The 22,869-nt window shown below is 57.3% G+C and carries 18 protein-coding genes; 4 read left to right on the top strand and 14 right to left on the bottom strand.

What is annotated here, in order from left to right; genetic code table 11:
- Positions 1-55: 55 nt before the first annotated feature.
- The 10 genes from CVE23_RS03425 to rlmG form a co-directional block, all read right to left on the bottom strand.
- On the bottom strand, positions 56-1,492 hold the full coding sequence (locus tag CVE23_RS03425; protein ID WP_100848906.1) for a coniferyl aldehyde dehydrogenase: 1,437 nt from the start codon (positions 1,490-1,492) through the stop codon (positions 56-58).
- A gap of 160 nt (positions 1,493-1,652) precedes the next feature.
- The gene (gene apbE, locus CVE23_RS03420) at positions 1,653-2,702 is read right to left on the bottom strand and encodes an FAD:protein FMN transferase ApbE (protein ID WP_038917788.1); all 1,050 of its coding nucleotides are present in this window, start codon (positions 2,700-2,702) and stop codon (positions 1,653-1,655) included.
- A 223-nt stretch (positions 2,703-2,925) separates the two neighbouring features.
- The gene (gene spy / locus CVE23_RS03415) at positions 2,926-3,393 is read right to left on the bottom strand and encodes an ATP-independent periplasmic protein-refolding chaperone Spy (protein WP_038917787.1); all 468 of its coding nucleotides are present in this window, start codon (positions 3,391-3,393) and stop codon (positions 2,926-2,928) included.
- 282 nt (positions 3,394-3,675) lie between these two features.
- Positions 3,676-5,067 carry a hexose-6-phosphate:phosphate antiporter gene (gene uhpT / locus CVE23_RS03410; protein ID WP_100848905.1) on the bottom strand — a complete coding sequence of 464 codons (1,392 nt, stop codon included), beginning with the start codon at positions 5,065-5,067 and terminating at the stop codon, positions 3,676-3,678.
- Positions 5,068-5,321: 254 nt separating this feature from the next.
- Positions 5,322-6,683, bottom strand: a complete 1,362-nt coding sequence (gene uhpC, locus CVE23_RS03405; RefSeq protein WP_049854599.1) for an MFS transporter — start codon at positions 6,681-6,683, stop codon at positions 5,322-5,324.
- The gene (uhpB, locus tag CVE23_RS03400; RefSeq protein WP_038917785.1) at positions 6,683-8,194 is read right to left on the bottom strand and encodes a signal transduction histidine-protein kinase/phosphatase UhpB; all 1,512 of its coding nucleotides are present in this window, start codon (positions 8,192-8,194) and stop codon (positions 6,683-6,685) included. Before uhpB ends, uhpC begins: the two co-directional genes overlap by 1 nt.
- The gene (gene uhpA / locus CVE23_RS03395; RefSeq protein ID WP_038917784.1) at positions 8,194-8,784 is read right to left on the bottom strand and encodes a response regulator transcription factor UhpA; all 591 of its coding nucleotides are present in this window, start codon (positions 8,782-8,784) and stop codon (positions 8,194-8,196) included. Before uhpA ends, uhpB begins: the two co-directional genes overlap by 1 nt.
- Positions 8,785-8,928: 144 nt before the next feature.
- Positions 8,929-9,876 (bottom strand): pectate lyase family protein, encoded by a 948-nt coding sequence (locus CVE23_RS03390; protein ID WP_038917782.1) that lies wholly within the window; start codon positions 9,874-9,876, stop codon positions 8,929-8,931.
- A gap of 431 nt (positions 9,877-10,307) precedes the next feature.
- Complete coding sequence (locus CVE23_RS03385; protein WP_100848904.1) at positions 10,308-10,604, bottom strand: MbeD/MobD family mobilization/exclusion family protein; 297 nt, start codon at positions 10,602-10,604, stop codon at positions 10,308-10,310.
- A gap of 80 nt (positions 10,605-10,684) precedes the next feature.
- Positions 10,685-11,836 (bottom strand): 23S rRNA (guanine(1835)-N(2))-methyltransferase RlmG, encoded by a 1,152-nt coding sequence (gene rlmG, locus CVE23_RS03380; protein ID WP_100848903.1) that lies wholly within the window; start codon positions 11,834-11,836, stop codon positions 10,685-10,687.
- Positions 11,837-12,271: 435 nt separating this feature from the next.
- On the opposite strand from rlmG, the gene CVE23_RS03375 reads away from it, so the two are divergent.
- Positions 12,272-13,225 (top strand): TerC family protein, encoded by a 954-nt coding sequence (locus CVE23_RS03375; protein WP_100848902.1) that lies wholly within the window; start codon positions 12,272-12,274, stop codon positions 13,223-13,225.
- Positions 13,226-13,270: 45 nt separating this feature from the next.
- Here CVE23_RS03375 and CVE23_RS03370 read toward each other — a convergent pair whose 3' ends face one another.
- From CVE23_RS03370 to uxaC, 4 genes are all read right to left on the bottom strand, one after another.
- Positions 13,271-13,816 carry a YgjV family protein gene (locus CVE23_RS03370; RefSeq protein ID WP_038662528.1) on the bottom strand — a complete coding sequence of 182 codons (546 nt, stop codon included), beginning with the start codon at positions 13,814-13,816 and terminating at the stop codon, positions 13,271-13,273.
- Positions 13,817-13,946: 130 nt separating this feature from the next.
- The gene (locus CVE23_RS03365; protein ID WP_038917776.1) at positions 13,947-15,437 is read right to left on the bottom strand and encodes a UxaA family hydrolase; all 1,491 of its coding nucleotides are present in this window, start codon (positions 15,435-15,437) and stop codon (positions 13,947-13,949) included.
- Between the two features lie 18 nt (positions 15,438-15,455).
- Complete coding sequence (locus tag CVE23_RS03360) at positions 15,456-16,907, bottom strand: tagaturonate reductase (protein ID WP_100848901.1); 1,452 nt, start codon at positions 16,905-16,907, stop codon at positions 15,456-15,458.
- A gap of 304 nt (positions 16,908-17,211) precedes the next feature.
- Positions 17,212-18,621, bottom strand: coding sequence for a glucuronate isomerase (gene uxaC, locus CVE23_RS03355; protein ID WP_100848900.1), 1,410 nt, complete (start codon positions 18,619-18,621; stop codon positions 17,212-17,214).
- Between the two features lie 516 nt (positions 18,622-19,137).
- Between uxaC and CVE23_RS03350 the strand changes: the two genes are divergently transcribed.
- The 3 genes from CVE23_RS03350 (at position 19,138) to CVE23_RS03340 (ending at position 22,869) form a co-directional block, all read left to right on the top strand.
- Positions 19,138-20,439, top strand: coding sequence for an MFS transporter (locus tag CVE23_RS03350; RefSeq protein WP_100850400.1), 1,302 nt, complete (start codon positions 19,138-19,140; stop codon positions 20,437-20,439).
- Between the two features lie 241 nt (positions 20,440-20,680).
- Positions 20,681-21,460 carry a transcriptional regulator ExuR gene (gene exuR / locus CVE23_RS03345; protein WP_022632078.1) on the top strand — a complete coding sequence of 260 codons (780 nt, stop codon included), beginning with the start codon at positions 20,681-20,683 and terminating at the stop codon, positions 21,458-21,460.
- A gap of 734 nt (positions 21,461-22,194) precedes the next feature.
- Complete coding sequence (locus CVE23_RS03340) at positions 22,195-22,869, top strand: DedA family protein (RefSeq protein ID WP_038917773.1); 675 nt, start codon at positions 22,195-22,197, stop codon at positions 22,867-22,869.

The following is a 22,869-nucleotide window of genomic DNA, read 5'->3' as shown; positions in this document are numbered from 1 at the left end:
AGAGTGGGCCGATATAAAAAAGCCGCCTGATGGCGGCTAATATAAATGATTACGCTCAGGCCATGTCCTCGTCGATTAACTGCGCCACCCTCCGGCGGGACGCTTCGTCAAACGGCGCGCGCATCAGCAGATTCGATTCTCCCCCGGCGCTCTGATAAAACACCGGCCGCGCGTGCGAGAACCGTTTGAAACCGATATCGCCGTGATAAGCCCCTATCCCCGACGCGCCAACGCCGCCGAACGGAATGTCATGCACCAGCACATGGCTCATCACGTCATTGATCACCAGCGCGCCGGATAGCGTGCGGTGCCGGATCTGCGCGATCTCTTGCGGGCTCTCGCCGAAATAGTAAGCGGCCAGCGGACGATCCATCCCGTTGATGATCGTCAGGCACTGCTCGATATGGTCGTAGGCGATCACCGGCAACAGCGGTCCGAAGATTTCCTCCTGCATAATGCGGGCGGTGGGCGGCGGGTTGATTACCAGCGTCGGCGCCATACGTCGACGCGGCAAATCGTCTACCTCCTCCGTCGCGCGCACCAGCGTCGCCCCCTGATGACGCGCGTCATCCAGCAGCGCTTTCAGCCGTGCGGTCTGGCGGGCATTAACCACGGATGTGTATTCGCGGTTTTCGATAAACGCCCCGTAGGTCTGGCGCAGAAACACGCAGGCCTGTTCGACCAACGCCGGCAGATCATCCCGGTGCACCAGCACATAGTCGGGCGCAATACAGATTTGCCCGGCATTAAACGTTTTGACGGTCATGATGCGCTGCGCCGCCAGTACGATATCGCTGCCGCGCGACACGATGACCGGCGATTTGCCGCCCAGCTCCAGCGTCACCGGGGTGAGGTTTTCCGCCGCGGCCTTCATCACCTGCCTGCCGGTAGCGGTGCTGCCGGTAAACACCAGATGGTCGAACGGCAGCGACGAGAAGTGTATTGACGCGTCAACACCGCCCTGCAACGTCGAGATTTCGTCTTCGGCGAACCGTTCCGCAATCAGCCGACACAGCAGCCGGCTACCGTTTTCAGCCAGTTCGGAGGGCTTAATCATCGCCCGGTTGCCGGCGGCGATCACCCCGGCCAACGGGCCAAACGTGAGCACCAGCGGGAAATTCCACGGACTCATGACGCCAATCACCCCCAGCGGTTTGTACTCCACCACCACCCGGGTGCCGGGAAACGGCGAGGTTCTCCGCTCTTCCTCCGCCCATTGATCCAGATGGCGCGCCGCGTGGCGCAGCGCATCAATCGAGCCGAGAATATCGGAAATCAGCGTGTTGCCGGGAGCGCGGTAGCCGAAATCCTGGCTGTAGGCGTCGCACAGCTCATCCTGATGCGCTTTCAGCAATTCAATACAGCGATTCAGAATGGAAATACGTTCGGGGATTGTCAGCGGACGGTCGGTGGCGGCCGCGTGCATACGAGAAAGGTGCTGTGAAATAACATCAGCCGAAACAGGCTGATTATTGAGAATAAAATGACTCATGACGACTCACTTAACAAACATGGGAAATGGCGCCTTCTGAAAAGAAGGATGCGGAGATATGAATTTGATAAGTAAGTAGCCGGGGCGAATTGTACGTGCGCGGCGCCGGATTATCCAGCACTAACCGAGCCTGATGAGAGGCATCAGGCTCGTTGTCTGATTACGGCGTCGGCAACAGAAACGCCTTGAACTGCGGCGTCATGACGGCCTCAAACCCTTTATCGGTTTTGGTGATCAAATAGACCGCCAGTCCTTGCTGTTCCGCCAGTTTCAGCGCCTTTTCGGTGCCCAGCACCATCAGCCCGGTATCCCAGCCATCCGCCTCCAGCGCGGTTCTGGCAATCACGGTGGCGGAAACCAGCTGATGCGTAATCGGCCGACCGGTGGCTGGGTCGATGACATGAGAATAGCGTTTGCCGTCCTGCTCAAAATAGTTGCGATAGCTGCCGGAAGTGCTGATGCCGTAGCCCTGCAGGTCTACCGCCGCCTGAATGGCATTCTCCTTGTCGGTAGGCTTCTGAATGGCGACCCGCCAGGGCTGCCCCTGACCGTTGACGCCGCGGCTGGAAATCGCGCCGCCCACCGACACCAGATAGTTGGTGATGCCTTTGCGGGTCATCAGTTGCGCCAGCAGGTCCGCACCGTAACCCTCGCCCATAGTAGACAGATCCACATACAGGCCCGGCAGATCTTTCTGCAACCATTCGCCCTGATGATTGCTGATCAGGCGTAGGTGGTTCAGCCCCACTTTCCGTCGCGCATCATCAATCTGCTGCTGGCTGGGAATCGCCACCGGCTGCTTCTGCGGCCCGAATCCCCACAGGTTGACCAGCGGCCCCACCGTGATATCCATCGCCCCGCCTGTCGCCCGGCCGATGCGCTGCGCGGCCAGAATGATATCCGCCATGCCATTGCCGATAGGCTGCGGGTCGGTACCGGTGTCGCGGTTAAAACGGGACAACACCGAGTCGTTACGGTAGGTGGAAATGTCGTTGTTGGCCTGTTCCAGCAAGGCGTCGATCTCCTGCTGCAACTGTTGCCGGTCTTCCGGCAATTCTCCGCTGATCTTCACGCTATAGAAGGTACCCATCGTTTTACCCTCAAACGTGGTAAACGGACGTGAGCTGTCCGCGGTCGCCCCCGGTTTGCAGGCGCTCAGCACGCTGAGCACAGCCAGAAAAAGGATGGATTTTAAGGCGGAAAACGCCATGAGCCGCACTCCCTGAATCACAATGACGCGCTATTGATAGAGCAAGATCGGGCGATTGAAAAGTGCTGATGGGGAAAAACCTGTCTGAACGCAAGAGATCGGCCAAAAGCGGTGTGCCGGTCGGCCAGGCTGGCGCAGAAAAACCGCGCAGAAAGATGAGCGCTTGCGGCGATAAAGACGAAACGCGCCAGCAGGCGCGTTTCGGGTATATCAGGCTAGACGGTTATTGCGGCGCTTTTGCCGGCGCCGGTTCTTTCAGGTGTTTGGCAAAGTTGTCGTTGAACTGCTTTTTCTGTTCCGGCGTCAGCACGTTGTACATCTTGTTCTGGATTTCCAGACGTTTCAGCATATGGGCTTTGCTGGTTTCAGCCATTTTGTTAGCCACCGCTTCGGCTTTGGCTTGATCAAAGCTGTCGGCGGCAATCAGGCTGTGCCATTCAGTGCGTTCCTCAGCCGAAGGCCGCTCACGGTCCTGTTTAGCGTTCTCCATGATGTCACGCATTTTCTGGCGCTGTTCATCGGTCAGATTCAACCCTTTGAACATCATGTTCTTTTCCATGCCGCGCTCGCCGTCATGATGCTTCATCATACGCGCGCCCTGATCCGGCGGGGTATTATCCTGAGCGTAGGCGAACCCGGCGCTACTCAGCGCCAGCGCAGAGGCAATCACAATCGCAGTTAACTTAGACATAAGACCTTCCTTCACGTTACGGTTTTAATTATTAACGCACCGGAATGCGTCAACCTTTGCGATGCAGTATAGGCCGGGGAATTTCAGTTAACCGGGGGCTAGGGTAAAGCTTTGCAAGGGAGATATTCACAATTGCGCCAATTGTGGAGAAAGCGGAAATATTCCGTAAGAGGCCGGTCAGAAGAACAGAGCAACGGTGCTGGCCCACCGGTGAAAGCCGCTGGCAGGCCGCCGCGCCGTGGCTCGTCACCCGCCGCCGGCAATGCACCGGCGGCAGAGTCATCAGGCGGTTTGCGTCTGACGCAGGCGTTTTTCGCGGCGGATTTTGCGCTCTTCCATCACCGCTACCAGCGCCATCAGGCAGATACAGCCGATCGCGGCGGCGTCCAGCGCGGCAAAGGTGCCCGCCCAGCCGGTCAACCCGAAAATCGGGGTGCCGTCGGCGATCATGCCCAGCCCCAGCTTGGCGAAGCTGTCGCCAATCAGATAGGCGAAGGTGCCTTTGATGCCGTCGGCGGCGCTGATGGCTTTCTTCGGCACAAAACCGACGGCGGCCACGCCAATCAGCAACTGCGGGCCGAACACTAAAAAGCCCAGCGCAAACAGCGACGACAGATAAACATACTGGTTGCTGGCATGCTGATAGACGCCAAGCGTCACGATGATCAACGCCAGCGCGATGCAGGCCACCAACCCGCGGCGACCGTTGGCGAGATCCGACAGCCAGCCCCACAGCAGCGTACCCACCAGCGCACCGGCCTCGAACAGGGTAAAGCCCTGAATCGCCACCGCTTTCGGCAGTTTCAGTTCCTGATAGGCGTAAACCGTGGACCACTGGTCGATGCCGATGCGCACCACATACAGAAAGATGTTGGAGAAGCACAGCAGCCAGATCACTTTGTTTTTCAACACATACTCGACGAAGATCTGCCATTTGGTCATGGCGCCGTCTTCCGTCTCCTTGTCTTCTTCGGAGATAGCCTCGTCAAACAGCTCTTCGGCTTTCCCCAGGCCGTAGGCTTCCGGGGAGTCGCTGCCGAAACGCAGGCCGATGAAGCCGACAATCAGCGCGATGATCGACGGGAAGATAAACATCCCGATTACATGGCCGTCGAACAGGTAGTTAGCGCCGAACAGCGCTACGCCCGCCGCGCCCGCGCCGCCGAGGTTATGAGAAATGTTCCACAGCCCCAGATAGGTGCCGCGTTTGCGGCGCGGCGTCCACTTGGTGATGGTGGAGTAGCTACACGACCCGCCGGTGCTCTGGAAAAAGCCGCTCAGCGCATAACACGCGATCATCAAAAACAGGCTCACGGACCCCGTCCCCATGCTGGCGCTGAAACCGAGCATGCAAATGGCGGACAGGATCAGCATAAACGGCAGGAACTGCTTGGTGTTTTTGCCGTCCGCATAATAGGACACCAGCGTTTTCCCAACGCCGTAGGTTATCGAAAAACCGAGGCCAATCATGCCAAGCTGCGTCATGCTCAACCCGTAGGTGCTGATCATGTCGTTCTGCGCGATGTTGAAGTTCTTACGGATCAAATACATGGTCAGGTAGCCGATGAACACCACCAGATAAGACTGCATGAACGGCTTGAACCACATTTTACGCCGCACATCGAGCGGCAGATCCAGCGTCGGTTGACGCACCTGGGTTAAAAAGTTGAGCATGATGTTTCCTCTTACAGGACGAAACGGCTTGCAGCCTTATCTCGCCCGCATGGGCTTTGTTTTAGGTGATTTGTTTTTGGGTAATTCGTTTTGGGTGATTCGCTTTGAATGATTTGTTTTGAGTGATTTATTTTGAATGATTTATTTTGAATGAATTGTAAAAAAGCCCGCGAATGCGGGCCTGAGGGAACGTCCTGCTTCAACTAGGAAATTTTCCCGGTTTTCGCCGATTCAGCGCAAAAGGGTGAAGCGAATCACGCTATGTCGGCCGCGGCGCGCGGCGACGAGGCACGCAGGAAAGGCAACAGCAGTAGCGCCGAGACGCCGGCGGCCACCGCAATCACCGCGAAAAAGCCGCTCCAGTGCCACACATCCATGATGCGCGCCAGCGGCCAGCCGGACAGCGACGCGCCAAGATAGGCGAACAGCCCCACAAATCCGGTGGCGGCGCCGGCGGCGTCTTTGTGGGAGCATTCGGCGGCCGCCATGCCAATCAGCATTTGCGGGCCGAAGACGAAGAAACCGGTGGTGAAGAAGCAGGCGGCCTGCATCACGTAGCTGGCGAACGGCATCAGCCACAGCGAACCGACGGACAGTAAAATGCCGGCGGCGAAGATCAGGTTCATCGGGCCGCGGTTGCCGTTAAACAGCTTGTCCGATCCCCAGCCGGCCACCAGCGCGCCGATAAATCCGCCCAGTTCGAACATGGTCACCGCCGAGTTAGCGGTCACCAGATCGACCCCCAGCGTTTCCGACATGTAGAGGTTGCCCCAGTCGTTGATGGCGGCGCGCACCACGTACACCAGCACATAACAGCAGGCCAGCAGCCAGATATACGGATTGGTGAACACGTATTTATGCAGGATTTCCCGACGCGACAGCCCGGCGCCCTCCTGCTGCTGGGCGATCTCCAGCGCATCCTGACGCCACTCGCCCACGCTCGGCAGGCCGAGGGTCTGCGGCTTGTCGCGCAGTCGCCAGCATAAAAACAGCCCGGCGACGATCGCCAGCGAACCGGCGATCATCATCCCGGCGCGCCAGCCGTAATGCAGCGCCGCCGCTCCCACCACCATCGGGATCAACGCACCGCCCACGTTATGCGCGGTATTCCACAGCGCCCACCAGCCGCCGCGCTCGGTGCGCGAATACCAGCTGGTGAGCAGCCTGGCGCACACCGGCGCGCCCCAGCCCTGAAAAAAGGCGTTCGCCATCCACAACGCGGCGAAGGCCCACAGCGACGAGGAAAAGCCAAACAGAATATTCACCACGCCGGTCGCCAGCAGGCCGATGCCCATAAAGTAGCGGGCATTGGAACGGTCGCTCACGATGCCCGAGAGGAATTTCGACGCCCCGTAGGTCACGTAAAACAGCGTCGCCAGCATCCCGATATCGGTACGCGCCATCAGCCCGCTGGCGAGGATTTCCGGCACCGCGGCGTTAAAACTTTTACGGGTGAAGTAAAACAGCGCATAGCCCAGATATAGCGTCATCAGGATATGCCGACGCCAGTAACGGTAGGCTTCATCAATGGCCTGACGGTCGGCCAGCGGCGGCGCGCCGGCGGGAATTTTAAGGAAACGCGTATTCAGGAAACGAATGTTCAGAAAGCCGGACATCAAGACTCCTCGCTGGCTGGCAGCGGCAGGATGACGGTTAAACGGGTGCCATGAGTACAGGAAAGCTGCAAGGTGCCGCCCAGCGCCGTGACGCGCTCGCGCATCCCGAGCAGGCCAAAGCCTTCCGCGCCGGAACCCGGCGGCAGCCCGCCGCCGTCGTCCTCGATCACCAACGTCAGTCGCTCGCCCTGCTGCCAGACCTGCAACGTCACCGCGCTGGCGTTGGCGTGTTTCACAATATTATTCAGCCCTTCCTGACACACGCGAAACAGCGTTACCCGCAGCCCTTCGCCGAGCGACGCTTCGTCAATGTGCCAAGCGAGATGGCTGACGATGCCATTCGCTTCCAGCTCCATCTCGCGCATCAAAGAACGCACCGCCTGCTCCAGAGTGAGATCGTCCAACTGGCGCGGACGCAGGCGACCCATCAGCCGGCGCACCGAATCATACACCCCGAGCGATAACTGCTCGATGAGCGCGCCGCTCTGCCGCACGTTGCGGTTCTCCGGCGCCAGCCGTTGCAAAATGCCCGCCTGCGTACGAATCGCGGTGATGGTCTGGCCGATGTCGTCGTGCAGCTCCCGCGCGACGTCGCGCCGCACGTATTCTTCCGTCGCCAGCAATCGTTCCGCCAGACGGCGATTACGCGCCAGCTGATTTTGCAGCGACAGGTTCAGCTCGCGCAGGCGCTGGATGCCGGCGCCGAGCAGCAGCCCGGTCAGACTCTGAGCCAGCAGCGACAGCAGCAAATCCACCGGATGTTCATGCCAGGTCTGGCTGGCGATCAGCGCAATGGCGTTCATCAGCGTGGCGATCAGCGCGCCTTGCCAGCCATAGTGCCAGGCGAGCGCAATGATCGGCAGCGCCAGACAGAACGGGGTAAAGCGCGACAGCTCCGCCGGCAACCCCAGTTGCAGCCACAGGCTCACGACAAACAGCAGCAAATACCAGAGCAGATGGCGCCCGCGCCAGTTCACCGGCTGGGAAACCAGCGACGGCCCGAGCGGCAGCCAGGTAGAACTGGACAGATAGTGCCAGATAAGCAAACAGGTGGGCGAAAGCGTCAGTCCGCCGGTCAGGGTCAGCAGCAACACCGTGAGCGCGTCCTCGCCGCGGCCGAGCCACGGCAGGGATTGCAGCAGCGCCGCCGCAATCAGCGCGCCGCCCTGCCACAGCAGCGTGTGCCAGTCATCCTGACGCGCCCGCCGCGATGCCAGCATCACCGGCAGCAGCGCCAGTACGCTGCCCGTCAACAGCAGCGGCAAATGCGCCAGCGCCACTTCCTTCGCCAGCCAGACCAGAAGCAACCACTCGCTGCCCAGCAGCACCGGCCAGAAACGGCGCGGCGATTGCAGCATCAGCCCCAGCCGCAGGCCGAAAGGAAACAGCAGCGCGGCCAGATCCGGGCGCGTCACCAGATGCAGGCTGATGCTCCACAGGCAAAACCACGCGGCGGAGAAGATAAAACAGCTGGCGAAGGCGGCGATAAGCCAGGTAGCAATCGGGCGCATCACCAACCATCAAACATACGGCGGGCCAACTCCACATCGTTGCTGACGCCCAGTTTTTCCATCAGGTTGGCCCGGTGAACGTGTACCGTTTTCGGCGACAACCCCAGTTCGGCGGCAATGGCTTTCACCGCCATCCCCTGCGCCAGCTTTTCCGCTACCTGACGCTCACGACGCGTCAGCGGATCTCGCCGGCCCGACGCCAGTTTCAGCGCGATATCCGGCGTCAGGTAACAGCCGCCGCCCGCGACGGTGCGCACCGCCGCGATCAGCTCATCCGGGCTACAGCGTTTAGAGAGAAAACCGCGCGCCCCGGCGTTCAGCGCCTGTTCTATCAGCGCCGGGCTGTCGTGTACCGATAGCATAATCACCGCCATGCCTTTCGGCAGTTGACCGAGCAGTTCAAGCCCGGAGAGATCCGGCATCGAAATATCGCAGATGCAAACCTGCACGCCTCGCCCCGGCAACCCGGCGAGCGCCTCGCGCCCGGAGCCGAATTCCCCCACCACCTGCATATCGGGCTCAAGCCCCAGCAGTTGGGCAAAACCGGAACGGACAATAAGGTGATCGTCGATAAGAGCGAGGGTAATCATGGTTGAACCTGGGTGACCGAGAGGCGCTTACCTTAGCGTTAAGACCTGGCGTGTTCAAGGGTTGAGCAATCAGGTGTTGAGCTACCCGGCATGGAGCTATCAGGTAATGAGTAAAACGGGCTGTCGCCAGCCCGTTAGTATCGCTTATCCGCCGAAAGTCAGGCTGCTGCTTTGTACCCCGGCGTATTTCTGGGTAAAGGTTTTGGCTTCAGAAACCGTCTTCAGCTTGTAGCTGTAATTGGAAGACGGCGTCCACTTGCTGGCCGAAGAGGTCTGGTTGGTAATGGACGGCGTGCTGCCGGTATCAGTAAATGTCCCGCTCCCTTTGTCGTCCAGCATCCCTTTGTTACTGCTGGTGGTGGTGCCGAAATAGTTATATTCGGACACAATTTTGGCATTCTGCGCCAGCGTGAACCCCAGTTGGTATTTGTCGATGAAGTTGTTATAGGCGTGGTAATAGCCATAACGCATCAGCCCCGGCGCACGCACGTAGATATTGCTGAAATAACAGTGGCAAATAGTCAGGTGCGGGTAACCGTCGTAGGTGGAACCATTGCTGCTGCCGTCCTGCGGATAACCGAAGATCAATCCGTACTCATGGTTTTTGAACAGGCAATTGCTGATGGTGATGTAATCGGCTTTTTCTCCGATATAAATCAGTTTATCCAGCCCGCCGTCGGTCAGCGTATAATCGTGGCCGGGAAAAGTGAGATGATCCAGCCAGTATTTATTGCCGTGCGTGAGGTAAATCTGAATATCATCATTACCTTTAATGGTGCTGGTGTGTTTAAACGTCAGGTTCTGAAAAATAATATTCTTCGAACTCGACGCGCTGCGAAAATGAATATTAGTCAGCGTATTACTGCTATAAGAACCAATAATCGATTTATTCGCCCCCAGCGTTACCTTGGTTAATGAACTGGCGCTGATATTGGCGTTAATCACCAGGATTTTCGCATCTGTTCCCGCCACGTGGGTTTTCAGGTCGCTCAGGCTGGTAATAGAAACCACGCTGCCACCTGTGCCGCCGGTGGTGCTGCCCGATTTTGCAAAACCGACCATACCGGATGTGCCTGTAGTTGGATAGGCCATAATAATGCTCCTGTCGAAATATCCCGCCATACTTCAAGTTACAGGTGCGTTGGCTGCGTTTGATTACCCTGGTGACTTACTAGAATAAGCTCACGAGGATGCACTCGGTTGCTGCTTTTCTGTAACTCTAATTATTTAGGGTATAGATGAATGAATAAAAAGAGAGGGATTCTCTTTTTTTCTCGCCTGATGTTTCAGACATATTCACCCTACAACAGGAATTGATGACTCTCATTATTTGGGTATTGGCTCATCCGCCACACAACGGCCAATATAATTTCTTTAAATAAAACAAACATAAAAAATACGAATGAAAAAAAGATAATTAAATTATAAATAAAATATCAATGCCGCCAGAAAAAAATAAAAACCAAATATAATCAACCTAAATGATAATACCGAGAATAAAATAGAACGGCCCTGACCGTTCGTCAGGGCAGAGAACGATAAAACGCAGCGGCTTCGTTGGCTAGCGCATCGAGGTGGGCGCGGATCAGGTTGATCTTCTGCAGCAACGGATTGCGCTCGGGGGATTCATCCATCATGTTGACCCGGGTAACCAGCTCATTGATTCTTGCGCACAAATCCGCTTCGCGCTGGCGAGCCTGCGCCAGTTGCAAATGAAGATGCTGATAATCGCGCTGCCAGATCTGTTGCTGTCGGCTGACGCTGGCTTCCAGCGCCTGCAGCGCGCTGTCCAACCGCGCTTCCAACTCTTCGATATACATAGGGGTTCCTTCGCTGACGTAACCTGCGGATTATAATGACAGTCCCGCGCGACAACAAATGCCATGCGGGACTACACCGCTTAACGACTGCGGGTTTTCACCGCCCGCAGCACGACAAACTTCGCATTGCTGGCGACGTTTTCGCAATTGCCGAACAGCCGCTTCAGCTTGTGGAAGTAGTCCAGATGGCGATTGCCAACGATCCGCAACTCTCCGCCAACTGCCAGACAGCGGCGCGCATCAAGGAACATCTGCCAGGCGATATCATCGGTAATCGCCTGTTGCTGATGGAACGGCGGATTGCACAGCACCGCTTGCAGGCTGTCCTGCCCGACGCCCGCCAGCGCATGGTTCACCACAAAACTGCTGCGCGCCATATCCTGCGGCCGGTTGTATTCCACATTGCGCCGACTGGAGGCCACCGCCATATAGGACTCGTCGAAAAAGCTGACGTAGGCCTGCGGGTTCAGCGCCAGCGCGGTCAGGCCAATGACGCCGTTGCCGCAGCCCAGATCGACAATCTTGCCGTCCAGTTGCTGCGGTAAATGCTGCATGAAAAAACGGGCGCCGATATCCAGCCCGCCGCGGGCAAACACATTGGCGTAGTTGTGAATGTGATAGTGGTGGGTAGGATCATCCGTGCCGTCCAGCGGCCAGACCGTCATCACCGGTTGTTCATCAACAGTACGCGGCTCCGGCTGGCAGTGAATCAGCCGGGCCTTTTTCCAGGCCAGCGAGGTGCGGGTCGGCCCCAGAATCTGCTCGAACAGTTGCAGCGTCGAAGTATGGATATCCCGCGCTTTAGCGCCAGCGATGACCACGGTCTGCGGCGTCGCCACTTCACGCAGTTGCCGTAGCTGATGTTCCAGCAACGCCAGCGTTTTCGGTACTTTCAGCACCACCAGCGCCGGTGCGTCCGGCAGCGGCACCAGGCTGTCCAGCAGGGTGACCGATTCCGGCGCGTATCCATTGAGCGACAGATTATGCCGGGTCGCCAGTTGGCTCAGGTACGAGTCGCTGATGCAGCAGGGCGACTGCGCCTGCAAGCCGCAGGCCAGCGCCCCGAACGCATCATTGAAAATCAGCCGGGGACCGGGCCCGATCGGCATCTCGGCCAACTCCCGCAGCAGATATTCATCCGCCGCTTCCCACGCCTGCAACGGTGACTCGCGATCGGACTGCGGGTAACGAACCAGCGTCAGGCTATGTGTTTCCAGATCAAGTTGGCTCATGGCCTCTCCTGCAATACAAAATCTGGCGCTGTTTATCCCTTAAAACGGCGTCGCAGTAAATGGTTTTCCTGTCGAATCGCCGAGAGTTCGTCACGCCGGCGGCCTATTCATCCACTAGCGTAGACGTCATTTGCAGCGATGCCTTCGCGGGATAAAGCGCCAGCGGAATTGTTTGACCCTGTACAGGAACTATCCTATCTTTGGTGTTGCAAAGGGGAGTAACTTTTCGCTGGTCAATCGTCATTACAGTGCAATAGCACTCGGTTACCAGGCAACCTTAATGACTATTCCGCATTAAGTTGTAAGTGAGACCTTGCCAGAAGGCGAGGTCTATTTGCAGCTTAATAGCAAACGGCCTGTGCCTTCTGACACAGGCCGTTTTGTTTTCTGACGACAGAGCCGACCCGGATGGGATAGGTTCTAAGGGATACTGTTATGGTAACTATAGGTACCCCCCTGATGTGGGGCAGCTTCGCAATCATTGTGGTGGTCATGCTCGCCATCGACCTGTTTTATCAGGGTAAGAAAGGCTCCACGGTCATGACCTTCAAACAGGCCGCCGTCTGGTCGCTGGTGTGGGTCACACTCTCAATACTGTTCAACGCCGGTTTCTGGTGGTACCTCACCGGCACGATGGGCCGTGAGGTGGCGGATGCTCAGGCGCTGGCGTTCTTTACCGGTTATCTGATCGAAAAAGCACTGGCCGTCGACAACGTGTTCGTCTGGCTGATGCTGTTCAGCTATTTTGCCATCCCCGCCCAGTATCAGCGCCGGGTGCTGGTGTACGGCGTGCTGGGGGCGATCGTACTGCGTACCATCATGGTGTTCGCCGGCAGTTGGCTGGTCTCCCAGTTCCAGTGGCTGCTGTATCTGTTCGGCGCATTCCTGCTGCTCACCGGCCTCAAAATGGCGCTGGCGAAAGCGGACGACACCGCCATCGGCGATAAACCGGTGGTCCGCTGGCTGCGCAGCCACCTGCGGATGACCGACAACCTGCAAGGCGAGCATTTCTTTATCCGCCAGAACGGCCTGTGGTACGCCACGCCGCTGTTTCTGGTGCTGGTGATGGTGGAAATCAGCGACGTGATCTTCGCGGTAGACAGCATCCCGGCCATTTTCGCCGTCACCACCGACCCGTTCATCGTGCTGACGTCAAACCTGTTCGCCATTCTGGGGCTACGCGCCATGTACTTCCTGCTGGCCGGGGTGGCGCAGAAGTTCTCGATGCTGAAATATGGGCTGGCGGTGATCCTTGTCTTTATCGGTATCAAGATGATGCTGATCGATCTGTTCCACATTCCGGTCGCCATCTCGCTCAGCGTGGTGGCCGCGATCCTGCTGACAACCATCCTGATCAACATCTGGGTGAATCGCCGCGCCGGCCGCTGATAGCGCCGTCTGTTAACGCAAGCCCCGCAGCCGCGGGGCTTTTTCTCAGGCGCTCTTGGTAGACGAGTGCTCATCCATCTTGAACGGGTCGATGCCGTTACGCTGCATACGCCAGAAACGAACGATGTTGTATCCGTTCATCACCAGGAAACTGGCTTCAATCAGCGACCCGCCGATCGACCCCAGCCAGATGTTGTGTATCACCCATAATGAGGTTGAACACCAGATAATGCCGCGCATCGCCAATCCATGAGCCCGGAATAGCGCCCAGGTGCTGCACACGGTGCCGATGATCGGCAACAGTTCCATCGGGTGTTTCACACCCGGTAAACCCAGCGCCAGCGTCAGCGTAATAAACACGAACATCACCGCGATATTGTTGGTTTTCAGGGTGATCAGGGTTCGACCCGAGTTCAGCATGGCGCTCATGCCGGCCGCGTTCGCTCCCATCAGAAAGAAGTGACACGCGATAACCGCGCTGTAGGCGGAAAGCTGAATTTTAAATTTCTTTTCACTGCGGTTGAAAAACATAGTAATACCGACCAGAAAGGCCAGTACGCCAACTGCCTGAGCAAACACGTAAGATGTCATGATCCCTGCCTTAAAAGCGCCATTGCGAAAAAAACGGCGTTCAAATAATGAAACGCCGTTTTATTTTATTTGGAATCGTTTAGATTTACAACGACCGTATTGATAACGATCGGGTTTGTCATGATCCGCTTTACAAGGTCACACCGCTTTTAAAGATCGCCAGTTCGCGGAAATCGTTGATCTCGTTTTTCGCCAGCTTGCCGTTGGCGATCTCGACGATCAGATCGACAAACTGCGACAGCAGCTCGTCCATCGACATACCGTGAATCAGACGCCCGGCGTCAAAGTCGATCCAGTGCGGTTTCTTTTGCGCCAGCTCGGTGTTGGTCGCCAGTTTCACCGTCGGCACAAAGCCGCCGTAAGGCGTACCGCGACCGGTACTGAACAGCACCATGTGACAGCCGGCGCCTGCCAGCGCGCTGGTGGCTACCGCATCGTTACCCGGCGCGCTCAGCAGGTTCAGCCCCGGCGTATGCAGGCGTTCACCGTACTTGAGCACGTCCACCACCTGGCTCTGCCCCGCTTTCTGGGTACAGCCGAGGGATTTCTCCTCCAGCGTGGTGATGCCGCCGGCCTTGTTGCCCGGCGACGGGTTTTCGTAGATCGGCTGGTTATGTTCAATGAAATACTGTTTGAAATCATTGACCATGTGCACGGTTTTCTCGAATGTGGCTTCGTCGCGGCAACGGCTCATCAGGATGCGCTCGGCGCCGAACATTTCCGGCACCTCGGTCAGCACGGTGGTGCCGCCGTTGGCGATGAGGTAATCCGAGAAACGCCCCAGCAGCGGGTTGGCGGTAATGCCGGACAGGCCGTCCGAACCGCCGCACTCCAGACCAAACTTCAGCTCGCTGAGCTTGCCCGGTGCCCGGCGATCGTCGCGCATCACCTGATACAGCTGGTGCAGACGTTCCAGACCGGCTTCCACTTCATCTTCCTGCTGCTGACAGATCATGAAGTTGACGCGATCGGCATCGAACTCGCCCAGCGTATCGCGGAACGCAGATACCTGATTGTTCTCACATCCCAGACCGATGACCAGCACCGCCCCCGCGTTCGGGTGACGCACCATGTTCTGCAGCATGGTGCGGGTGTTTTCGTGGTCCTGCCCCAGTTGGGAACAACCGAACGGATGAGTGAACAGGTAAACGCCGTCGATACCTTCCGCATCGTTGGTTTCCTTGAGGAAACGCTGCTGGATCTGACGGGCGATGCCGTTGACGCAGCCGACGGTCGGCAGGATCCACAGTTCGTTGCGGATCCCGACGTCGCCGTTTTTGCGACGGTAGATTTGAACCTCGCGATCCGCCAGCTGCGCCGGCAGATCGATGAACTCCGGCTGGTACTGGTACTCGTCCAGATCGCTCAGATTGGTTTTGGCGTTCTGCGAGTGGATGTGCTCGCCGGGCGCGATGGCGACCAGCGCGTGGCCGATGGGCAGGCCGTATTTCACGATCATCTCGCCGGACGCAATCGGCCTGAGGGCGAACTTATGCCCGCGCGCTACCGGCTGCGGCAACGCCAGGGAGATATCGCCAACCGACACCGTTTCATCCTGCGCCAGATCGCGCAGGGCGACGGCGACATTGTCCAACGAATGAATTTTGATGATGCTCTGCATGGATAAAACCTTATGCGATTAGCAATAACCCGCCACCGCGTCACGCATGCCGCGCTCAACGATAGCCTGCAGTTGTTCGGTGACCAGCGCCGCCAGACCGGGCACCAGCGTCAAATCCTGCTCCCAGTGCTCCGCATCGCTCAGCACCGCGTTCACTACCTGCGCCAGCGACGTGGTGCCGGCGCGCACGCCGCCCCACAGCACCTCATAACGCTCCAGCCAGTGAGCGTCGTCCTGCAGCGGGTAGCTGTCGCCGTTGCGCTCGCCGCGATAAAAAGCGATCAGCGCCGCCAGCGCGAAGGCCAGGCGTTTCGGCAAAGCGCCGTGGCGTTCGCGGTAGGTCAGCAGCTGCGGCAGAATGCGGGTACGGAATTTGGTCATGCCGTTCAGGGCGATAGACAGCAACTGATGCTGGATGAACGGGTTTCTGAAACGGCTCAGCACCGCCTGCGCGAACGACACCAGCTCGTCGTGCGGCAGATCCAGCACCGGTACGATCTCCTCGGCGATGGTGGTTTCGACAAACTTGCCGATCTGCGCATCGTTCAGAGATTCGCCCACGGTATCCAGGCCGGCCAGGAACGCTACCGGCACCAGCGCGGTATGCGCGCCGTTAAGGATCGCCACTTTGCGTTCTTTGTACGGCTTGATGTCGTCGACAATACGCACGTTCAGTTTCAGCTTGTTCAGGCGCAGCTCTTCCGCCAGCCATTGCGGCCCCTGAATCACAAACAGGTAGAAGTACTCGGCGGTATCCAGGAAGGTGTCCTGATAGCCCAGTTCCTGCTGCAGCGCGTCCACTTCGGCGCGCGGGTAACCGGTTACGATACGGTCCACCAGCGTCGAGCAGAAGGTGTTGCTCTCGTTCAGCCAGGCGGTGAACGCCGCCGGCAGCTCCCACTGCGCCGCGTAACGCAGCACCAGCTCTTTCAGTTTTTCGCCGTTGTAGTCGATCAGTTCGCACGGCAACAGTACCCAGCCTTTGTCGGCGGCGCCGTTAAAATGGTTAAAACGTTCGAACAGCAGGCGGGTCAGTTTGGCCGGGAAGCTGGCCGGCGGCGTGTCGGTCAGGCGATCGTCAGCATGGTAGCTGATGCCGGCTTCCGTCGTGTTCGAAAACACAAAGCGGATGTTGGCGTCATGCGCCAGCGCCAGATACTCGTCAAACTGGCGGTAAACATTGATTTCACGGTTAACGGAGCGGATCAGGCGCGGCTCGCGCACCGCTTCGCCCTGCTCGTTCAGGCCGCGGATGATGGTGGTGTACAGGCCATCCTGGGTATCCAGCGCGGGCGGAAAATCGGTATCAATCGGACGAACCACAACAATGCCGGCATCCAGATCGGTATGTTCATTCAACAGATCCAGTTGCCAGTCAATAAAGGCGCGAAGGAAATTGCCTTCGCCAAATTGGATGACGCGGTCAGGGTGACGACGGCCAGGAAAATCACGACGATTCAGCGTTTGCATTAACAAGCTACCTCAGAACACGACACTTCGGGACAAACGCCAGTCGGTACAACCGTCAGATCATTACGACAGCGTCAGGTCAGCACGACAGCGTCAGGGCGGCGGATTCAGCACCCTGCGCCAGCCCGAAATCACAACATTGACAGACGGGCCCGCGATAGCGCCCGCCCTCCCTTTTCTTATATACCCGTCATACTTCAAGTTGCAGGTATGTTGGCTGCCCTTACTCACCCCGGTCACTTACTGATGTAAGCTCCCAGGGATTCCCTCGGTTGCCGCCTTCCTGCAACTCGAATTATTTTGGTTATAACTCGATGCCGAAATAGTTTTTGGCGTTATCGAAACAGATATTTTTCACCATCTCGCCCAGCAGCGGCAGGTCGCCCGGCGCCTCGCCATCTTCCACCCAGCGGCCGATCATCTGGCACAGAATGCGGCGGAAGTATTCATGACGGGTGTAGGACAGGAAGCTGCGGCTGTCGGTCAGCATGCCGACGAAACGGCTCAGCAGACCCAGTTGCGCCAGCTGCGTCATCTGACGCTGCATGCCGTCTTTCTGGTCGTTGAACCACCAGCCGGAACCGAACTGCATCTTGCCCGGCATACCTTCGCCCTGGAAGTTGCCGATCATGGTGCCCAGCACTTCGTTATCACGCGGGTTCAGGCAGTACAGGATGGTTTTCGGCAGCAGGTTTTCTTCATTCTGCTTGCTGAGCAGACAGGACAGCTCCTGCGCCAGCGGGCGATCGTTGATGGAGTCGAAGCCCACATCCGGCCCCAGCAGATTGAACTGGCGCAGGTTGTTGTTGCGCAGTGCGCCGATGTGATACTGCTGCACCCAGCCGCGGCGTGCGTATTCGGCGCCCAGCCACACCAGTACCGCGGTTTTGAACTGCGCCACTTCGTGTTCGCTCAGGGTTGCGCCGGACAGGCGACGGGCCAGAATGCCATCCAGCGTGGCTTCATCCGCGTCGGCGTACAGCACGACGTCCAGCGCATGGTCGGACACTTTACAGCCGTGTGCGGCGAAGTGGTCCAGACGCTTGGTCAACGCGGCCTGCAGGTCGCTGAAACGGCGGATGTCGGTATCGGACACTTCACCGAGCTTCGCCATATAATCGTTAAAGGTCGCCAGTTCGATATTGAATGCCTTGTCAGGACGCCAGCTTGGCAGCACCTTGATAGAGAAGGTTTTATCCTGAGCGACCGCTTTATGGTGCACCAGATCGTCGATTGGATCGTCGGTGGTGCCGACCATTTTCACGTTCATCTGCTGCATGATGCCGCGCGCGCTGAACTCGTCACGCTCCAGCAGAGCGTTGGTGCGGTTCCAGATGTCTTTGGCGGTAGACGGCGACAGCAGGGTGCCGGTGATGCCGAACGGACGGCGCAGTTCCAGGTGCGTCCAGTGATACAGCGGGTTGCCGATGGTATGCGGTACGGTGGCGGCCCAGGCTTCGAATTTCTCCCAATCGCTGGCGTCGCCGGTACAGAAACGCTCCGGCACGCCGTTGGTGCGCATGGCGCGCCATTTGTAATGGTCGCCCTTCAGCCAGATGTCATACAGGTTTTTAAAGCGGTAATTCTCGGCAATCTGCGCAGGCGGCAAATGGCAGTGGTAATCAAAAATGGGCTGATCCGCTGCGAATTCATGGTACAGCCGACGGGAAAACTCAGTATCCAACAAAAAATCTTCACTTAAAAACTGGGGCATGTTCGCTTCCTCACACTACATTTGCCAACCAAATGCGGTCACGCTTACAAAGATATCACACCAATTATCTGCGATAACTGACACCATTAGTGAGGTCATGATCGCAAAAATGGCATAAATCGCTTCCCATCACACCATTTTTACGCTTCCACCTCGCCAGACGGCGGTTCCTGTGGGCCGGGTTATTTTATTCCCTATCAAAATAATGGTTTTGTGATATCACTCAACTTTTAAATTGGTATGACAAATTATTGTAGCGCTGCCTGATGAGGGGATTCAATCTCAATATTGTCAACAGGGTTGATATCCCCGCCGGAAAACAATAACGCGCGCGGCGGGATCGCCGTCGCAGCCCGCCAGCCGTGCCCGGCGGCAGGGCAACCGGTCAGGCGGCAACTCCCGCAGGCTTTGACCGGGGCGCAGCTGCGCCCCGTCACTTTCGGCGTGGTCTACACCTATCGCGGCAGACCGATGACAGGTTCCGCTGTGGTAATTAAACTCGGAGAGATATTTAACATGTTCAAGATCAAAGGCTTGCGCTGGTACATGATCGGACTGGTGACCATCGGTACCGTTCTGGGCTACCTGACGCGTAACGCAATTGCCGCAGCGGCGCCAACACTGCAGGAACAGCTCCATATCAGCACCCAGCAATATTCCTATATCATTGCGGCCTATTCAGCCTGCTACACCATCATGCAGCCGATCGCCGGTTATGTACTGGATTTGCTGGGCACTAAAGTCGGCTATGCCGTATTTGCTATCCTGTGGGCGTTGTTCTGCGCCGGCACCGCGATGGCTAACAGCTGGGGCGGCCTGGCCATCGCGCGCGGCGCGGTCGGTGCGGCAGAAGCGGCGATGATTCCCGCCGGCCTGAAAGCCAGTAGCGAATGGTTCCCGGCCAAAGAGCGCTCCGTCGCGGTCGGTTACTTCAACGTCGGTTCTTCAATCGGCGGCATGCTGGCTCCGCCGCTGGTGGTCTGGGCTATCATGGCGCACAGCTGGCAGATGGCGTTCCTGATCACCGGTGCGCTGAGCATGGTGTGGGCAATCGGCTGGTTGTACTTCTATAAGCATCCGAAAGATCAGAAAAAACTCAGCGCGGAAGAGCGCGACTACATCCTGAGCGGTCAGGAAGCTCAGCATCAGGTTGGCAACGCCAAGAAACTGTCCGCCTGGCAGATTCTGCGCAACCGTCAGTTCTGGGGCATCGCGCTGCCGCGTTTTCTGGCTGAGCCGGCCTGGGGTACTTTCAACGCCTGGATCCCGCTGTTCATGTTCAAAGTCTATGGCTTTAACCTGAAAGAAATCGCCATGTTCGCCTGGATGCCGATGCTGTTCGCCGACCTGGGCTGTATCCTTGGTGGTTATATGCCGATGTTGTTCCAGAAATACTTCAAGGTGAACCTGATCGTTTCCCGCAAACTGGTCGTCACCCTGGGCGCGCTGCTGATGATCGGCCCCGGCACCATCGGCCTGTTCACCAGCCCGTATATCGCTATCGCGCTGCTGTGCGTCGGCGGCTTTGCCCATCAGTCCCTGTCCGGTGCGCTGATCACCCTGTCTTCCGACGTGTTCGGCCGTAACGAAGTGGCCACCGCCAACGGTCTGACCGGGATGGCCGCCTGGACCGCCAGCACCCTGTTCGCCCTGGTGGTAGGTGCGCTGGCCGATACCATCGGCTTTAGCCCGCTGTTCGCCGTACTGGCTATCTTCGACCTGCTGGGCGCGATCGTTATCTGGACGGTACTGAAAAACCACCCGGCTTCCGAAGAGGGAAATAACGGCACCGACCTGAAAGCCGCACAGCAACACTAACAGACAAATTTCTGCTTCACGCCATTCATCCGGTATCATGATCATGGGATACCGGATGAATCCTTTCCTCTGGGTTTATCACAACAGCTAACTGTGACGTGGGTGTTGGTCGCCGTCCGCTGTAGGTGGTATAACAAATCTACTCTGAATATCAGTCTACATTAACGAAATCATCATAACGAGATAGACGCAGTGACGCACGTTGCCTCAGGGAGCGTCCTCTATCTTAAGAGCAGGCATCATGGCACTGACAGAATCCAGACGGCTCTACCAGCAGTTGGCCGCAGAATTGAAACAACGCATTGAGAACGGCGTTTATCCGGTGGGCGACAAGTTGCCGGCCGAGCGCAATATTTCCGAAGAGATGAACGTCAGCCGTACCGTGGTACGTGAAGCCATCATCATGCTGGAAGTGGAAGGTTACGTGGAGGTTCGCAAAGGCTCCGGCATTCACGTTATGTCCAGTCAACAGCGCCATCTGCTGGCCGCCAACGGCAGCGACGCCGATTTTCTTACCGCCGGGCCGTTCGAGCTGCTGCAGGCGCGCCAATTGATAGAAAGCAATATCGCAGAGTTCGCCGCCACTCAGGTCACCCGGCAGGACATCATCCAACTGATGGAGATTCAGGAAAACGCCCGTCAGGAAGATCGTTTCCGCGATTCGGAGTGGGATCTGAAATTCCACGTACAGGTCGCGCTGGCTACCCAGAACTCGGCAATGGCCACCATCGTGGAAAAGATGTGGAGCCAGCGTATCCACAACCCTTACTGGCGCAAGCTGCATGAACATATCGACGACAAGTCGATCGAAAGCTGGTGCGAAGAGCATGATCAGATTCTTAAGGCGCTGATCCGCAAAGATCCTTACGCCGCCAAACTGGCGATGTGGCAACACCTGGAGAACACCAAGCAGATGCTGTTCCGCGCCACTACCGATGACTTCGAATTTAATGTCGATCGCTACATGTTCGCCGAAAATCCGGTCGTCCATCTCGATCACATCACCAACGGCAAATCCTGAATTTCTGCATACCTTTCCTGCATTTTGCCCCCACCATTCGGGGGCAAAAAAGTCATCCAGCGTCGAGTTCTGTCAGCAAGTGTAAAATATGACGGCAATCACAACCTTTTCCCAATAAACAGGTCGTTATACGTTTTCAGAACGTGATATTTTCCTATCTCGCCCGCACTGCTTTTGTTACAGTTAGGGTACTTTTTTTACGCTTAATTACTGGCAGAACGACCTGAAAGGCAAAATAACCGGAAAGGAACATGGCAAGTGGGGAAATGCGCTGAAAAGCGCCAGTATGCCCCGGCAAGCCGGTCAACTGCCCGTATCGCAACGTTTATCAGCGTAAACAGGACATGCCATCGGCCACACACGGATAATGACATCAGTCTGTACCCCAAAATTCGAGTTGCAGGACGAAACGCTCGCGTGTTGAACAAGGCAACGCGTTTGGTCCTTCAGGATAGGGCTCATTACGAGTCTTGTAACGCGGCAAGCGAGTGACTCCCCAGGAGCCCGGTAAGCGACTGGAGTGATCGAAGGCAGCCACTTGAAGTATGAAGGGTATATGTGCAGGCTCGTGAAGGAGCACGCCACCCGATGTACAGCAATGACCGCTCTGCGTACCCGGCTCATCAGCGCGCCCGTTCATGGTTCAGAACATCGGACTATGCCAACGGCGGCAGCGCTGACGGGTCACAGGTTCTCAGCGTGGTTTCTCCAACGCCGCAGTACAGGAACACCAGATGGATATAGTTAAAGAACTTTTGCATGCTCTCTGGCACCAGAATTTCGAAGTCCTGGCCAATCCCAAACTGGTCTGGACGATTTACCTGCTGCTGTTTTTGATTTTGTTCCTGGAAAACGGCCTGCTGCCGGCGGCTTTCCTGCCGGGCGACAGCCTGCTGATTCTGGTGGGGGTGCTGGTAGCCAAAGGCACCATGAATTACCCGTTCACCATCGCGCTGTTAACCACTGCCGCCAGTCTTGGCTGCTGGGTCAGTTATCTGCAGGGAAAATGGCTCGGAAATACGCGAGTCGTTCAAGGATGGTTGTCGCATCTTCCATCACACTATCACCAGCGGGCGCATCAGTTGTTCCACCGTCATGGGTTATCGGCGCTGTTGATCGGCCGTTTCCTGGCCTTCATCCGAACCTTGCTGCCGACCATTGCCGGGCTGTCCGGGCTGAATAACACCCGTTTCCAGTTCTTCAACTGGATGAGTGGTTTTTTGTGGGTCATCATTCTGGTTTCTCTCGGTTTCGCGCTGGGCAAAACCCCGGTATTCCGCAAATACGAAGACCAGCTGATGTTCTGCCTGATGATGCTGCCGCTGGTTTTGCTGTTTATCGGGCTGGCAGGGTCGCTGCTGGTGCTGTGGCGTAAAAAACGCATGATGGCACGTGAAAAAAGGAATTGA

The organism is Dickeya fangzhongdai, assembly GCF_002812485.1.
GTDB lineage: Bacteria > Pseudomonadota > Gammaproteobacteria > Enterobacterales > Enterobacteriaceae > Dickeya > Dickeya fangzhongdai.
The sequence above is the reverse complement of the archived record's forward strand: the minus strand, read 5'-3'. Positions and strand labels throughout refer to the sequence as shown.